A 14,990-nucleotide genomic window follows, 5' to 3' on the forward strand; every position below is an offset into this window, starting at 1 on the left:
AAAATCTAAAGGTAACAATTTAACTTTTTAAGGAGGAATTTTGGTGGCCGTTTCACTATCTATCGCAGCCGTTCGCTCTAGGCAGATTTGCTTAGGATTATTCTTAGTTTCGTTTGTTTCCTATCTGTTGTTTAGCCATCTTGTGCCGATTACAGATCCTGTAGAATCTAATTATGTGCTTACCGCCAAAGAAATGGTGAAAAGTGGAGATTGGCTTTCGCCCCAAATATATGGCCACGTATGGTTTGATAAACCTATATTTTTTTATTGGCTTACCGCTTTGGCCTTTAAATGGTTTGGAGTTTCCGACCTGGCGGCACGTCTAGCTCCGGCTTTGTTTGCCGGATTAGGGGTGGTATTGATCTATTGGTTTTTGAACAAGACATCAAGTCAAGCAGTAGCATTATTATCGGCTCTCGTTATGGGAACGTCATTAGAGTATGTTCTTCTTGCAAAATTTGTCATTACTGATATGGTGCTGTTTGTATTTAATAGTGCAGCACTTGTATTTTTTTACCTTGGGTATACCAAGGTGGAGGAAAGTAAACGGTGGTATTTGCTTATGTATGCAAGTATGGCTTTGGCCGTTTTAACTAAGGGGCCTGTTGGGTTGCTGCTTCCTGGTTTTGTGATGGCAATTTTTATCGCTGTACAGCGTAATTGGGCAGAACTTAGAAAAATGTCAATCCCGACAGGCTTAGTATTGTTTGCGGTGATTGCATTTCCCTGGTATAGCGCCATGTATTATGTTCATGGCTCCGAGTTTATTGATACCTTTTTGGGAGTGCATAATTATCTGCGCGCGACAGTTTCAGAGCATCCAAAAGACAATGTAATCTATTACTATCTTGTGATATTTTTGCTCAGTATGCTGCCTTGGGCGCCGCTGGCGCTAAAGGCAATGGTTGCTACCTGGAAAGACCAATCGCTGCGAAAATCACCGCTATGGTTATTTAGTTTCATCTGGACGGGAGTATATTTCATTTTTTACTCACTTATGGCTACAAAATATCTTACCTATACGTTTCCTACGCTTTTTCCGTTGGCGATGCTAACGGGGAATTATCTGGAGCAGCTCTTGGTTCAGAATAAGAAAAACACAATTATCTATTGGGTAGCCATTCCCATGATAGTTTCGACGCTAGCCTATATTGTTGCCGTTCAGAGTTATCTTGAAAACCTGTGGATTGTTGTCGCCAGTCTGATGCTGATCATGGTATTTGTTTGGCGGAAAATAAAAGAACAACGTCCAAAATATATTTTGGAGTTACTTTGTATTTATCAAGTTGCAGTGTATATGATGCTATCACTTTTTATTCTTCCTGCCATGGCTGATACCAGATCTGAAAAAGAGCTTGCGCAAGACTTGCTAAATTATAGTGATTCTCACCTAGGCCTTTACGAGTTTTATAGTACTTCGGCAGTTTATTACAGTGGTAAAACGGCAGTGAAACTTACCTCCTCAGAACCAGTGGTATCACCACAGACCGAATTAAGTTGGTCAAGCAAGTACACGATGCCTACTGAATCATTAGTCAACTTCGTGACGAATTCTAAAAAAAATAGTATAGTGATTATAGTACCTGAACAGAAACGAAAGCAGTTTTTGGAAGAGATAAAAAATAGCAATCCTCAATTATTGAAGACTACTGACAGATTTAGCTATTATCATTTTGGAGACTGACGATTGTTGCTCTGGGCTTGAGGTGGAGGGGGATACAGATGCGTATATTATTAGCTGAAGATGATACTAAACTTGGTAATTTAATTAAACGCATGTTAGAAAAGGCTGAGGTAGCGGTTGATTGGGTAACACGGGGGGATACCGCATTTGAGTACGCAACATGCTCTTATTATGATGTAATTGTGTTAGACTGGATGATGCCAGGACAGACGGGCATCGATGTGTGTGCTCAGCTGCGTAAAGATGGTTATCAAGGCGCTATTTTGATGCTTACAGCAAAAGACGATATTACTGACCGGGTGTTAGGGCTGGATACAGGAGCCGACGACTACCTTGTAAAACCGTTTGAGTTTGTAGAATTGCTTGCCAGACTCCGGGCTTTATCGCGCCGGAGCAGCGCTAAGCTGAAAGAAGATATCGTGCAAATAGGCGATCTTATTTTAGATCGCTCGACTCGCAGTGTTCGTATTGACGAAACCGAGGTACAGCTTACCAGCCGTGAATTTCAACTGTTAGATTTGCTTGTACAAAATAAAGGACAGGTGGTACCACGGGAAGTCATACTAGATCGGGTTTGGGGGTTAGATGCCGACGTATCAACGAATAACCTTGATGCTCATGTGCGTTTGTTGCGGAGAAAAATTAACTTGCCTGAGGGCGATGTAGTAATTCAAAATGTCAGAGGGATAGGATTTAAGTTAGAGGCTCATCATGTTTGCTAAAATTCGCAACCATTTGACGATGGTCTATTCTGCGGTTATGGTGTGTTTTCTAATATCATTCGTAGTGTCAAGCTATACAGGGCTGGTTTGGGTACTGTACCGGGAAGAACAACAAGATATCGAGGCGTTCGCCAAAGAAGAAGCTCGCGAACACATTACTTTGCTTCGACAAATACAATTGTCGGGAAATTCGTCATTAGGGGAAGACGATGAGCAAAACGATGGGAAACTCTTCCATTATGCATTTGATGTAAATGGGCAGCAGGTTTCCTCAAGTGAACCAGCTCGCGAAGTACGTGCTCTTGTTCTGGAAAACATCCATAATTGGCAAGGTGCTGACGGGGAAGCAATATTAACCAAACTGCATCTTTCGGGTGACAGAAAAAATTACTTCATGCTATGCCGTATGAAAGTTTATGAAGGAGAGCAGGCGCTCGGTACGGTTTTCGTGGGTAAAGATATTACGTCCTACTACGTGATGTTAAAAAGGCTATTGTTAGTTCTTAGCCTGGGATGCTTATTATTTCTTATTATTGCCGCTTTTGTTGGACATCTACTGGCAGGACGGGCAATTGTCCCGATTAAAAACTCTTTTGCCAGGCAACGCGAGTTCGTTGCTGATGCGTCTCATGAACTTCGTACTCCTCTTAGTGTTCTGTTGACTTCTGTTGAGGCAATTCGAACAGATGACGAAAATAGATTTTCGCCATTTTCTGTGCAGGTGCTTGATGATATGAAAGGTGAAATCAAGAGAATGACTAAAATTGTCTCCGATTTATTGACTCTTGCCAGAGCTGATGCCGGCGCAACTGCTATCATCAAAGAAAAATTTGATATCAATATGATTGCCGAGAAGATCATCCGTTCCTTTCAACCGCTAGCAACTGAAAAGGGGATTAAGCTTGAGTTTGCCGGGACAAGCAATCTTTCTATTCAAGCAGATAGAGAAAGAATTAGCCAGTTGTTGGTGATTTTAATTGACAATGCCTTGAAGTATGTGCAGCATGAAGGGAAAGTAATCCTCACTGTCAAACAACTGACTGGTTCGAAGGGGACTATCAATATTATTGTGCAAGATAATGGGATAGGCATTCTCCCCCAAGAGAAAAAACTTATTTTTGAACGATTTTACCGAATAGATAAAGTAAGATCCAGGGAAGCTGGTGGTACAGGCCTCGGGTTATCTATTGCCAAATGGATAGTAGAAGCTCATGGCGGGACAATTAGAGTGGAAAGTGCCATTGGCGTTGGCAGTACTTTTATTGTAACATTACCTAGCTAAGTGAGTTCTGGTACAATTATAACAAAACCTTTATCCCCTAGTTCGAATCTGGGTGTCGCCTCCAATTATTTTTTATATCTATATACAACGCATTAAACAATGAAAAATTAAACACAAATGCGGTCGACGGTCTTAAGCGGATTACGATTAATATCATTAATAAAAGCAAATACAGCATTAGCAATTTCCTCAACTGATTTGAAAAAAACATTGTAGATGCAGGTGCGTTTGAGCCAACCCCATACTTTTTCAATTGGATTTAGTTGTGGGCTATATGGGGGTAAAAAAACTAACTCAAGTACTTCTTTGTTTTGTTGCAAAAAAGGTTGAAGCAGTTTGGCATGATGAATGCGGGCATTGTCCAAAATCATCACGATTTTTTGACCAGGATATTTCTCAAGCACCAATTGCAAAAATGCGAGAAATTGCTGTGCATCATAACTGGTAGAGTGACTACATACTACTTCTCCGGTTTCATAATCTAATACGCCGATTAGCTTTACACCACTGTGTTTTCCGTAGGTTGGAACTATTCTTTGCTTTCCTTTAGGAAACCAAGTCCGAAAAATGGCTTGATAGTCCCTAATCATGCACTCATCTTGAAACAGCAGACGGTCGATTGTACCATGCAAAAGCGAATCTTTCAGTTCATAAAGTTTTTTTAAACTCTTCTTGTTTTTGAGGATTTGCATTAGCCAGAGTGTATGTGGGCCGGGTACAGCTAAATCCAAGGCTATGCAACAAATTTAACGTACCGCGTATACTGTAAGTTACACCAAAAGTTTTCTCAATCCATTGCTGCAGTAAGGGAGCTGTCCAGTTCATTTCTACCGAAAATCCAGCGTCTTTTGGAACGTGATGTGCAACCATATCATACACTTGTTGGCATTGCTCTTCGCTTAAAAAGGTTGGCCGGCCTGGCGAATGGTTCATTCGTAAGCCTTTTAATCCGCAATTAACATAAAGATTAATATATCGATAGACTGTGCTAAGAGCCCGCCCAGTTATTTGAGAAATTGTTTCTTTTGAATACCCTTGCAAATACAGGTAAATCGTTTGATAACGTTCCTGCATCCGCGAATTCTTACATGACTTCATTTTTCTTTTGAGGCGTTTGACTCTTCGATGGATTACTTCTGATGGTAATTGGCGGATGTCTCGCATGTGTCTACCCCTTCGTCATGAATTAATTGACAAAGGATTTCGCCATAAAATCCAAAAACCATTTTCTTAACAAATAATAATTATCAATAGTTGCTTCTTTTTGATATTTTTTTACTCTTTAATGCGTCATATATATCTCTATATAGCGTACGATTTAGGGACTACTTTCAGGTAGTTCCTTTTTTAAAAATATTTTCGGTTTACTTTATTTACTAAAATAGCAGGATGCCTAATCAATATTGTATAATAATGGTAAAGAAGGCAAAGGGGGATGCAGGCAATGACAAAATTAGAAAAGGGAATGATAGTTGTAGAATCGGTAAAAGCTCCAACAGGTTCTTTAGCAAGTATAATTTATGAGGGGCAGGGCCAAGGAAGCGAATACGGGAGAACCCTATTTCATATATTTATGGATGAAATGTCATACGGAGTTTTTGCCTTGCGTGGCAATATTACTACTCTTGAAGATGCTCAGGCTAAACTAAATGCTCCAAAGCGGGCCGTTGCGGATGAATCCTTGGCAGAGTATGCGGTATGTTATCACTGGATTCATATTGATGACAACGATCATTTTGCCCTGGAGTAAATGTGAAGAATTTAGAAACAATGTGTATGAATTTTAAGTATAATCCAAGATTACATTGCCGTTATGTATATTGTGAATAGCACCTATGATTTGAAGACCTTTGCTTCTGATCGCCTTTTTTATAATAGGGCTTGTTGCTTGGAGTTTTTGAATAGTAAAATCAATATGAGCCTTAATTGCATTTGATAGCATTTCGCCAGTACGGTTTTTGGCAATTTCAATGGCAGGAGCAATTGAGTGGACAAGTGAATCAATATGAGAGTGAGCTGGCGCACAATTAAGTGCTGCTTTAACGGCACCACAATCTTCATGACCCAATACTAAAATTAACCTAACCTCAAGATGCTCAACCGCATATTCAATACTTCCAAGCACAATATCATCCACTACTTGCCCTGCTGTTCGTACAACAAATAACTGGCCCAGACCTTGGTCAAACACAATTTCAGGGGGAATTCTGGAATCTGAGCAGCCAAGGATTATGGCAAAAGGTTCCTGACCTTTGGTAAGTTCAGCACGTTTTTTGATTCCGATGTCTGTTTTGGCATATTTTTCAGTTACATAGCGCCTATTTCCTGCGAGGAGCTTTTCTAATGCTTGATAAGCATCCATAAATCATCGCCTCCCGTATATCTGTATGTACTAGTTAACGAGTCCTATATAATGCTCAAGTCTTCACCATTAAGAATCTTTTTCATGTTTTTCATCGGACACATTTTGCCGCACATCGTACAGGTATCTTCACATTCCGGATTTGATTCTTCCCGATAGGCTTTTGTTTTTTCAGGATCGATAGCTAGTTCAATCATTCGTGGGAAATCTACATCAGCACGGGCGGCACTCATTTGATTATCCCATTCTCGTGCCCCCGGAATTCCTTTGGCAATATCAGCTGCATGGGCAGCAATTCGGGAAGCAATAATTCCCTCTTTCATATCATCCAAATTGGGAAGACGAAGGTGTTCGGCCGGTGTTACATAACAGAGAAAATCAGCACCATTAGCTGCCGCAATAGCACCGCCAATTGCACTGGTAATATGATCATAACCAGGCGCGACATCGGTAACGAGTGGGCCAAGCACATAAAACGGTGCGCCATGGCACAGTCTTTTTTCTAGCAACATGTTGGCAGCTATTTCATTAATAGCCACATGACCAGGACCTTCGATCATAACCTGCACATTTCTTGCCCAGGCGCGTTTAGTCAACTCGCCCATGGTAATGAGTTCTTCGATTTGTGCTGGGTCGGTAGAGTCATTGATGGAACCGGGGCGGCAGGCGTCTCCCAAGCTGATGGTCACATCATACTTTTCGCAAATATTGAGCAGTCTGTCATAGTATTCATAAAATGGATTTTCTTGTTTATTCAATTCCATCCAGGCAAAGAGCAGCGAACCACCACGGGAAACGATGTTGGTGAGCCGCTTATTTTTTTTCACTCGTTCGGCTGTTTGCAAGTTCATACCACAGTGAATGGTCATAAAATCCACACCATCTTCGGCATGTCGTTCCACAACTGAAAAAAATTCATCAACAGTGATATCTTTTAAATCCTTATCAAGCATGCCAACAGCGTCATACATTGGCACAGTGCCAATCATCACAGGGGACATTTCAATTAATTTACGCCGAAACTCCCGGGTTTTACCATAGCAGCTTAAATCCATAATGGCTTCGGCTTTTAGTTCAATCGCCTTTTTGACTTTTGCTAATTCAAGCTCTGGATCATAGTGGTCTTTTGAAACACCCAAATTGACATTAATTTTGGTCCGAAGTTTTTCACCGACCCCTTTAGGGATAAGGCTGGTATGATGGCGGTTAGCCGGGATAACAACCTTGCCGTTTGCCACTAACCAGCGAAGTAGTTCGGGACTAAGACTTTCCTCCCACGCGACGATATGCATTTGTTCAGTGATGATGCCTTGTTTAGCAGCATCCATTTGTGTGGTATACATGATTAGTTTCCCCTTCCTCATAATTATATTTTAGTCATAGGCAGAGGTGGAGGGTAGGCAAGCTCCAATGTAATTGGGATGAATGCTTTTCTACGGTGGTATTAACCACATCAGGTTCGAGGGTTGGAGTTTATCCTCTCAGCCGTTGGGCACCCCTAGCTATAACTAATAAGCGGTTGGACATGTTTTTTAATTCTGAAATTTCGACAAATCTGAAAATTGAATGGCAAATAATGTATTTCAGTTATATAATAAGTATTGAGATGCTGTTTAGTCAACCAAACGATAACAAAAAAAAATAAAGTAATAAAAAAAAATGAAGCAAGGTGGTTAGATGAATTACCTAGCATCAATAATTGAAGCTATCCAACAGGAAACAAATACAGGCACAATTTGTGAATTGGAGATCGAAGGGGCACCAGTTTGCTATATTGAAATGCCAAGAGGCGATCTGGCAAAAGAAATTATTCAACTTACTGAAGCCGTTATAGAGTCAGTAAAAGATGAAAACATTATGCCATTAAAAGTTTATATCAGCTGGGTATGCAAGCTTCGGCTCGAACAGGGTGTTAAGTTGGCAGACATCATGCTGCTTTTTGATTTATACGAAAAATCGCTCAAGGATGCTATGTCTCAATTTCTAAAAGATGATTTGGTCAGCCTTAACCGCTACAGGCGGGAGATTGATGCGCTATTAGATCGGGCAAGGGTATATGTATCAGAGTACTTTTTCACATTGTACGAAGAAACAGTCTACAAACAGTTCGAGCAGTTAAGAACCATTAACGAAATAGCTGTCTATCTTACTTCTTCTCTTGACCTATATGAAGTATTGAATTTTATAGTGATAAGCGCCTTGCGTTTATTTCATGCAGATTGTGGCAGTATTTTGCTGCTGGATGAGACTAGTAATTTGCACGAGTCGATTACAACTGGCTGGCAGGATATTCACTCAGCTGCCGCTATTTCGGAGATGTTAGTCTGTACAACAAGCCTGATGGACATAGAATATAAAGACTTAATATCTGAGCAGATGAGGGCGGTTTTTAAAAAAGAAAGTTTATCTAAGGTAAAGCTTATAAAGCTTTATTTGCACGAACTTGATATTGGAGTATTGATTATCGGCTTTCGTTCTATGCAGCAGATGTCACCCATTGATCAAAAGCTGCTCGAGACTTTTGCTAACCATGCAGCCATCGCAGTCCACAACGCTCAATTATATGGTGATGCCGATTTAAAACTTAAGCAGCGAATACATCAGGTAACTGTTGTTCTGGAGCAAAAACGGGCCATTATGCATTGTATGCGTGAAGGCGTAATTGCTATTAATACGGACGGCTATATTGATTTGGTGAATAGTGAAGGGCAACGTCTCTTGGGCCGCCAGGATAATATTATTGGTAAACATATTTGGGAGGTTATACCCAACTCCCGTTTGCCCATTGTGTTAAAAACCACTCAGGCTGAATACGATCAGGAGCAGGAAGTGGGGGATAAATGTATTATTACTAATAGGGTACCCCTGATAGTCAATGACGCTGTCATTGGGGCTATTGCTACCTTTCGGGATAAACAGGACGTTAAAATCCTGGCAGCAGAATTGGTAGGCTTGAAAAGCCTCCTGGAATCCATGCGAGCACAATCCCATGAATTTACCAATAAATTGCACGCTATATCCGGGTTGATTCAGATGAAACAGTATGATAAAGTCGTTGAACTAATAACATTGATGTATAAAACACAGCAGGATCTGGTTAGCTCTATTGTTAGGCGGATTAAAGATCAGGCGACGGCAGGATTAATTATTGGAAAAATAAGCGAATCCAGTGAACAGGGGATTTCTTTGCGACTCCATTCCCGAAGTAAACTCCTCGCGCTTCCTGTCAGTTTTAGTAGTTTGTCTATGGTTACAGTGCTTGGTAATCTAATAACTAATGCCATGGATGCCGTTGCTAGTTTGCCTGCTGAACGACGAATTATTACTGTATATATCTTTGAAGGCAGGAAATACCTGAATATCAAAGTCAGTGATTTAGGTAAAGGCATACCTGAACCCTACCGGAAGAAGATTTATCACCGCGGTTTTTCCACTAAGCAAGGTAGTAGGGGAGTTGGGTTAGCTTTAGTCATGCAAGAGGTAAGAATCTGCGGCGGCACAATTTCTGTTCACTCATGTGAAAACGAGGGTAGTACCTTTTGTATAAAAATACCAATACGGTAAACCTGGATACATAGAAAAGAGGAGGGAACCGGAATGGGAGTTGATATTGTTATTGTTGAGGACGATCCGATGGTCATGGAACTTCACCGGCAATATATCAGTCAAGTTAAGGGTTTCCGCTTAGTAGGACAAGCGGTTAATGCGGCAGATGGTTATAATATGATAGTTAATATTAAACCACGGTTGGTCATTCTAGATGTTTATATGCCGGGGGAAAGCGGGATTGAGCTGTTACGGAGAGTAAGAGCTGAGGGAATTAACATTGATGTTATCTTAGTTACGGCAGCCCATTATTCAGAAACAATTCAACAGGGAATGCAGTGCGGAGTAGTGGATTATATTATAAAACCATTTACACTTCAACGTTTCAAAAAAGCACTAAAGAGTTATCTGCAGTATATTGATCGATTAAGCAAAACACAAAAGCTATGCCAAAAAGATATTGACTGTTTGAAAGGAGCAACTCCAGGGGAAAGCATGCCTAATAGCCTAAATGAATTAACAGAAAATATTCCCAAGGGATTAGACAAAGCGACCCTGAAAGCTATTCTTATGACTATAAATAAACAGTCTGATTATTTTACTACAAGTGAAATAGCAAAATTGGTTGGAATATCAAGGGTTACTGTTAGGCGCTACTTAAACTATTTAACTGATAACGGTTGGCTGAAAGGCATCCTCTCGTACGGACCAGTGGGAAGACCATTGCATAAATACACTAAGGATGATCTATTTTTCTTATAATTTTTGCCAATGGATAGTAAACAACTCGCTTGCGAGTAGGTTACTATCTATTTTTTTATCCATTTTAAGGATAATTTCATGAATTATATTAACAAAATTATCCTTATTTACCATATGGTAGCCAAGCTGGAGCGTGTATCTTATAATTACAACTGTAAGATGTTCCAAGGAAGACCACCTTCTAAAGGAGGATAATCTATTATGGAAAAAGCCGTATCCTTTAGAGTCGCCGATGCTATGCCGGAAGATGTTGGTCAAGGATATATCCGGATTGATAACGCCGACATGGAAAAAATGGAAGTCATTATGGGTGATATTCTCGAGATTCAAGGGAGAAAAACGACAGTTGCCAAAGTTGTTCCCTGTTTTAGTCAATTCAAAAATCAAAATATAGTGCAAATAGAATCTATAATCAGAGAAAATGCCGGCGTCGGAATAGACGAACGGGTAACGGTAAAAAAAATTGCGCGTCAACCAGCACAAACGTTAGTTTTGAGTCCCTTAGATGTAACAATAGATTTTAGTGATGCTCAAGATAGTAAGCATCTAGAACGAGTCTTGAGTGGACTTCCAATGATTACTGGTGACAGGGTTAAGGTTAATCTGGCTGGAGTTAGAAGCCAGTACTTCACTGTTATCGGTACAGCACCGCAGGGTGCCGTAGTAGTTAATGCGGCTACAAAACTAAAAGTGACTAAAGCGGATGCATCAGAAGACCGGAGTTTTCGGGCTTCCTATGAAGATGTCGGTGGTCTTGATAAAGAACTCCAGCGTGTTCGCGAAATGGTTGAGCTGCCACTTAAGTACCCCGGAGTTTTTCGGCAGTTAGGGGTTGAAGCGCCTAAAGGAGTATTACTCTATGGTCCACCGGGTACAGGTAAAACCCTAATGGCTAGAGCTGTATCCAGTGAAACCAATGCGGCATTCCTGCACGTGAATGGTCCGGAAATCATCAATAAGTTCTATGGGGAAAGCGAGGCCCGGCTTAGAGAAATATTTGAGACAGCGCAAAGACGGGCACCGGCCATTATCTTTATTGATGAGATTGATGCCATTGCTCCCAAACGAACAGATGTAATTGGGGATGTTGAGAAACGTGTTGTTGCTCAGCTATTAGCTTTGATGGATGGTCTGAGGAATCGGGGGCAAGTCATTGTTATTGGTGCTACTAATGTACCCGACATGGTCGATCCGGCGCTGCGCCGTCCAGGAAGGTTTGACCGCGAGCTTTCCATTAATCCACCTGATAAATTCGGAAGATTAAAAATATTAAAAATACATACTCGCTTAATGACAATTGATTCTTCGGTAAACCTAGAAAAACTTGCCCAAATGACACATGGTTTTGTTGGCGCAGATATTGCCATCCTCTGCAAGGAGGCCGGGATGAATGCTGTGCGGCGGCTGTTACCACAGATTGATTTCTCGGAAGAACTCAAGGAAGAAGACCTGGCAAAGTTGACAATTAACATGAACGATTTTTATGCTGCATTTCGGGAAGTAGAGCCAACTGCTACCAGGGAATTTTTCTCAGAACGGCCTAATACCAAGTGGGAACAAGTCGGGGGAATGGCTGATATAAAGAGAAATTTGCAGGCAATGGTTGAAATGCCGCTACAGCACCTCGAATTGTTTAAAGAGATGCAGCACAATATGCCGAAAGGATTTTTGCTGACAGGACCGCCGGGAACAGGTAAAACACTAATAGTAAAAGCTCTGGCTGGTTCGAGTGAAGCTCATTTCATATCGGTAGATGCCGTTACACTTAATTCCCGCTGGTTCGGTGAAGCCGAAAAGGGTCTGCGCCGCATTTTTAAGCGAGCCAAGCAAATCGCTCCCTGCATTTTGTTCTTTGATGAAATTGATGCATTAGCGCCTGTGCGAGTGCTAACCGACAGAAATGGAACAGATCGCTTAGTAAGTCAACTACTTTTGGAACTAGATAGTTTAATGGATAGTGCTAATGTAATTGTTGTTGCTGCCACCAACCGGCCTGATATGGTAGATCCGGCACTTATGCGGCCAGGACGGTTTGATTATATTGTGGAACTACCATTACCTAACAAAGTAGAACGATTAGAAATATTTAAGATTCATACCGCAAAAATGCCTTTAGCAGACGGTGTTGATCTGGATGAACTAACAATTTCTACCGAGGGTGCGGTGGGATCTGATATTGAGGCCATCTGTAAGTACGCAGCTTTATCAGCTATGAAACGCTATGTTAGTGATTCGCAGAGTATAGTTACTCACATCTATAAAGTGTTAAATGAGGATTTTGGCTATGGTCTGCGTCAAATATCTCTAAAAAAGTAAAGGCAACTTTGCCAATGGAGGTGATGGCTAAAGAACGGTAAGTGTTCTAATGGTCACCTGTTGATCAATCTTAAGTATTTAAAAGGGGGAGAGAAAATGACACTAGCAGTTGCTGTTGATGCTAAGATGAAGGAAGTAACTGTATGGACTAGGGGTGTAACTCTAGCCAAAGAAGCTCGCGACACTGCTACACTGCTCGCCAAGGCAGGTAGCCTCGAGGGAAAGTACAATCAATCCTTCGATAACTATGTTGATCTGCCTGACCGGATCAATGTTCCTGTTAAGAGCTATGCCCGGCTTAGTCCGGAACCTATCGAAACCTTTTATGAGTATGAGAATTACCGCCCTGATATTGTTGTGCTGGCTGAAGAAACACTGGTCAAGGGCAACGACATTCTTAAAGGCTGTAAAGATGGCTGCGTGGTTGTAATCAATACAAAACGTGACGTCAACAAGCTAATTAAGTACCTTTCGCCTAAAGAAAATGTGAGTAAAGTAAAAGCTGTTGCCGCTATTGATGCTGATGCCTTGGGTGCTGGCGTGTTCCATACCTTTGATGGAACCGAAGGTTGTATTGACGATACCAAGATTGGTGCCGGTGTTGGTGCAGCTATGGCTGCTGCTGTTGCCAAAGCAAGTGGAATCGTTAAATTAGAGTCCTTAATCAAACTTGCTGACAACAAAAAGGCAGTTCAGCAAGGTTGGGACGCAGTTCAAGTTGTTAATCTGTAGTAGTTGGTAATTTTAAGGGAGGTGTAAACATGGCAAAAGTTTATAAGCAAGTGCCGTTTGCTGCTATTGTTCCGTCCCCTCAAACCGAAAACGAGGGTATGATTACAGGGAATTGGCGGTTTCTCCGTCCGGTAGTTGACAAAGAACAATGTACCGAGTGTAAAACTTGCTACATTTTTTGCCCAGATGCCTGTGTTAATTACTCCAAGGACGAAGGAATCAGTTTTAATTTGAAATATTGTAAAGGTTGTGGTATTTGCAGTAATGTTTGTCCGGTTGGGGCCGTAAGTCGCGTGCCTGAACTCGATTTTGATGAATAAGGAGTGAATGAGATGCCAATCAAGAAAAAAGGTACAGGGTTAACTGCGGTTGCAGATGCTTGGCAGCTTGCCGATATCGATGTCTCAGCATCATATCCTATTCGCCCGTATACAGCGGTTATGGCTGAATTAGCGAAGCGGATTGCTAACGGTGCTATGAATTGCGAAATGGTTCATGGTGAGGGCGAACATGCGCAGTTCAGTATTGCTCACGGCGCATCCATGGCTGGTGCTCGTGCCACTACCGGTTCTTCCGGTGTAGGCGTTACCTATGCTTTTGAAACGTATTCACCAATTGCGGGCAGTCGTTGCCCAATCCAGGCCCTTGTTGGCGATCGTACGCTTGACCCCCCCGGTGACTTTGGTTCTGAGCACACGGATTGCTTAACTCTCCGTGATAATGGCTGGATTTATGGCTGGGCACAAGATGCCCAGGAATCGTTAGATAATAGCCTAATATATTTTCGGATTGGTGAAGATCCTGAAATCATGTTGCCGCAAATCGTTGCTATGGATGGTTATTTTGTTACCCATATTGCGCAGGATTATGAAATGCCTGATCAAGCACAAGTTGACAAATACCTGCCTAAATTCAACCCGAAGTTCCGTCTTGATGTGAATAACCCTGTTATCATGGGGCCACAGATCGAGCCGGAAATGGGACCACCTCTGGAGTGGGACCGCCATGTTGTTATGACAAAAGTTAAAGAAAAAATTGTGCAGGCAACAGGAGAATTTGCTCAAGTATTTGGCCGGACCTATGCTCCGTTCGTTGAAGAGTATATGACAGACGATGCTGACATGGTATTTGTGCTGCAAGGTGCGCACGCGGTTACTTGCCGTAGTGCCATCAAATATCTCCGTGAAGCGGGTTACAAGGTCGGTATGTGTAGAATACGCTGGTTCCGTCCGTTCCCGGATGAGGACATTGCTCAAATCTTGACCAAGTTCAAGGTGGCCGGTGTTATTGATACTGGAACATCTTACGGTGCTCCGTGCGCTGGCGGCGTTCTCTCGAACGAAGTTAAAGCTGCGATGTCTGAAATTAAGAACAAGCCGATCATTCAAAGCTTTACTTCCGGTTTAGGCGGCGAGATTATTACCCATGACGAGTTCTTCGCTATGGCTGAAATGATGAAAGAAACATTAAATGCTGGCAAACTTATTCAAAGCGGTACTTGGGTTAACTTCAATGATTATCATGAAGGTGCTTCCCAAATTAATACTGCTAAAACCGAAGCTGCCCCCAGTAAATAATAAGGAG

General features: G+C 41.7%; 13 protein-coding genes. 10 read left to right on the forward strand and 3 right to left on the reverse strand.

The genetic code is table 11. The annotated features are described in order from the left end of the window. The first annotated feature begins 43 nt into the window (after positions 1-43). From AC1ECB_RS01635 to AC1ECB_RS01645, 3 genes are read left to right on the forward strand one after another with little or no spacing between them, the layout of a single operon-like run. The gene (locus AC1ECB_RS01635; protein WP_485667169.1) at positions 44-1,684 is read left to right on the forward strand and encodes an ArnT family glycosyltransferase; all 1,641 of its coding nucleotides are present in this window, start codon (positions 44-46) and stop codon (positions 1,682-1,684) included. A 38-nt stretch (positions 1,685-1,722) separates the two neighbouring features. Then, a complete protein-coding gene (locus AC1ECB_RS01640) occupies positions 1,723-2,406 on the forward strand; it encodes a response regulator transcription factor (protein ID WP_485667170.1) in 684 nt (227 codons plus the stop codon). After that, complete coding sequence (locus AC1ECB_RS01645; protein WP_485667171.1) at positions 2,396-3,688, forward strand: sensor histidine kinase; 1,293 nt, start codon at positions 2,396-2,398, stop codon at positions 3,686-3,688. The genes AC1ECB_RS01640 and AC1ECB_RS01645 overlap by 11 nt, the downstream gene beginning before the upstream one ends. A gap of 107 nt (positions 3,689-3,795) precedes the next feature. Here AC1ECB_RS01645 and AC1ECB_RS01650 read toward each other — a convergent pair. Continuing rightward, positions 3,796-4,852, reverse strand: a protein-coding gene (locus tag AC1ECB_RS01650; protein ID WP_485665795.1) for an IS630 family transposase whose coding sequence is annotated in 2 segments (ribosomal slippage) — positions 3,796-4,345 and positions 4,344-4,852 — 1,059 coding nt in all. Because the reading frame shifts where the segments join, the coding sequence is not laid out codon by codon here. Positions 4,853-5,132: 280 nt separating this feature from the next. Between AC1ECB_RS01650 and AC1ECB_RS01655 the strand changes: the two genes are divergently transcribed. Then, a complete protein-coding gene (locus AC1ECB_RS01655; protein ID WP_485667172.1) occupies positions 5,133-5,438 on the forward strand; it encodes a hypothetical protein in 306 nt (101 codons plus the stop codon). A 33-nt stretch (positions 5,439-5,471) separates the two neighbouring features. Here the strand turns inward: AC1ECB_RS01655 and AC1ECB_RS01660 are convergent, their stop codons facing one another. Then, positions 5,472-6,050, reverse strand: a complete 579-nt coding sequence (locus tag AC1ECB_RS01660; protein ID WP_485667173.1) for a carbonic anhydrase — start codon at positions 6,048-6,050, stop codon at positions 5,472-5,474. A 44-nt stretch (positions 6,051-6,094) separates the two neighbouring features. Further along, positions 6,095-7,396, reverse strand: a complete 1,302-nt coding sequence (gene thiC / locus AC1ECB_RS01665; RefSeq protein ID WP_485669254.1) for a phosphomethylpyrimidine synthase ThiC — start codon at positions 7,394-7,396, stop codon at positions 6,095-6,097. Positions 7,397-7,727: 331 nt separating this feature from the next. On the opposite strand from thiC, the gene AC1ECB_RS01670 reads away from it, so the two are divergent. The 6 genes from AC1ECB_RS01670 to AC1ECB_RS01695 all read left to right on the forward strand — a co-directional run bounded on the left by AC1ECB_RS01670 (position 7,728) and on the right by AC1ECB_RS01695 (position 14,983). Next, the gene (locus tag AC1ECB_RS01670; RefSeq protein ID WP_485667174.1) at positions 7,728-9,614 is read left to right on the forward strand and encodes an ATP-binding protein; all 1,887 of its coding nucleotides are present in this window, start codon (positions 7,728-7,730) and stop codon (positions 9,612-9,614) included. 33 nt (positions 9,615-9,647) lie between these two features. Further along, complete coding sequence (locus tag AC1ECB_RS01675; protein WP_485667175.1) at positions 9,648-10,358, forward strand: response regulator; 711 nt, start codon at positions 9,648-9,650, stop codon at positions 10,356-10,358. Positions 10,359-10,559: 201 nt separating this feature from the next. After that, on the forward strand, positions 10,560-12,674 hold the full coding sequence (locus AC1ECB_RS01680) for a CDC48 family AAA ATPase (RefSeq protein ID WP_485667176.1): 2,115 nt from the start codon (positions 10,560-10,562) through the stop codon (positions 12,672-12,674). 96 nt (positions 12,675-12,770) lie between these two features. After that, positions 12,771-13,406 (forward strand): oxalate oxidoreductase subunit delta, encoded by a 636-nt coding sequence (locus AC1ECB_RS01685; protein ID WP_145097454.1) that lies wholly within the window; start codon positions 12,771-12,773, stop codon positions 13,404-13,406. Between the two features lie 29 nt (positions 13,407-13,435). Further along, positions 13,436-13,726: a 4Fe-4S dicluster-binding protein gene (locus AC1ECB_RS01690; protein ID WP_485667177.1), complete on the forward strand. Its 291-nt coding sequence runs from the start codon at positions 13,436-13,438 to the stop codon at positions 13,724-13,726. A 12-nt stretch (positions 13,727-13,738) separates the two neighbouring features. Next, positions 13,739-14,983 (forward strand): oxalate oxidoreductase subunit alpha, encoded by a 1,245-nt coding sequence (locus tag AC1ECB_RS01695; protein ID WP_485667178.1) that lies wholly within the window; start codon positions 13,739-13,741, stop codon positions 14,981-14,983. Positions 14,984-14,990: the final 7 nt, after the last annotated feature.

It is taken from the genome of Sporomusa sp. 246TCP1 (assembly GCF_057319775.1).

Bases quoted from the DNA above. Each gene is read 5' to 3' on its own strand.
- AC1ECB_RS01640 (WP_485667170.1), top strand. From the start codon at position 1,723: ATGCGTATATTATTAGCTGAAGATGATACTAAACTTGGTAATTTAATT.
- AC1ECB_RS01645 (WP_485667171.1), top strand. From the start codon at position 2,396: ATGTTTGCTAAAATTCGCAACCATTTGACGATGGTCTATTCTGCGGTT.
- AC1ECB_RS01655 (WP_485667172.1), top strand. From the start codon at position 5,133: ATGACAAAATTAGAAAAGGGAATGATAGTTGTAGAATCGGTAAAAGCT.
- AC1ECB_RS01660 (WP_485667173.1), bottom strand. From the start codon at position 6,050: ATGGATGCTTATCAAGCATTAGAAAAGCTCCTCGCAGGAAATAGGCGC.
- AC1ECB_RS01670 (WP_485667174.1), top strand. From the start codon at position 7,728: ATGAATTACCTAGCATCAATAATTGAAGCTATCCAACAGGAAACAAAT.
- AC1ECB_RS01675 (WP_485667175.1), top strand. From the start codon at position 9,648: ATGGGAGTTGATATTGTTATTGTTGAGGACGATCCGATGGTCATGGAA.
- AC1ECB_RS01680 (WP_485667176.1), top strand. From the start codon at position 10,560: ATGGAAAAAGCCGTATCCTTTAGAGTCGCCGATGCTATGCCGGAAGAT.
- AC1ECB_RS01685 (WP_145097454.1), top strand. From the start codon at position 12,771: ATGACACTAGCAGTTGCTGTTGATGCTAAGATGAAGGAAGTAACTGTA.
- AC1ECB_RS01690 (WP_485667177.1), top strand. From the start codon at position 13,436: ATGGCAAAAGTTTATAAGCAAGTGCCGTTTGCTGCTATTGTTCCGTCC.
- AC1ECB_RS01695 (WP_485667178.1), top strand. From the start codon at position 13,739: ATGCCAATCAAGAAAAAAGGTACAGGGTTAACTGCGGTTGCAGATGCT.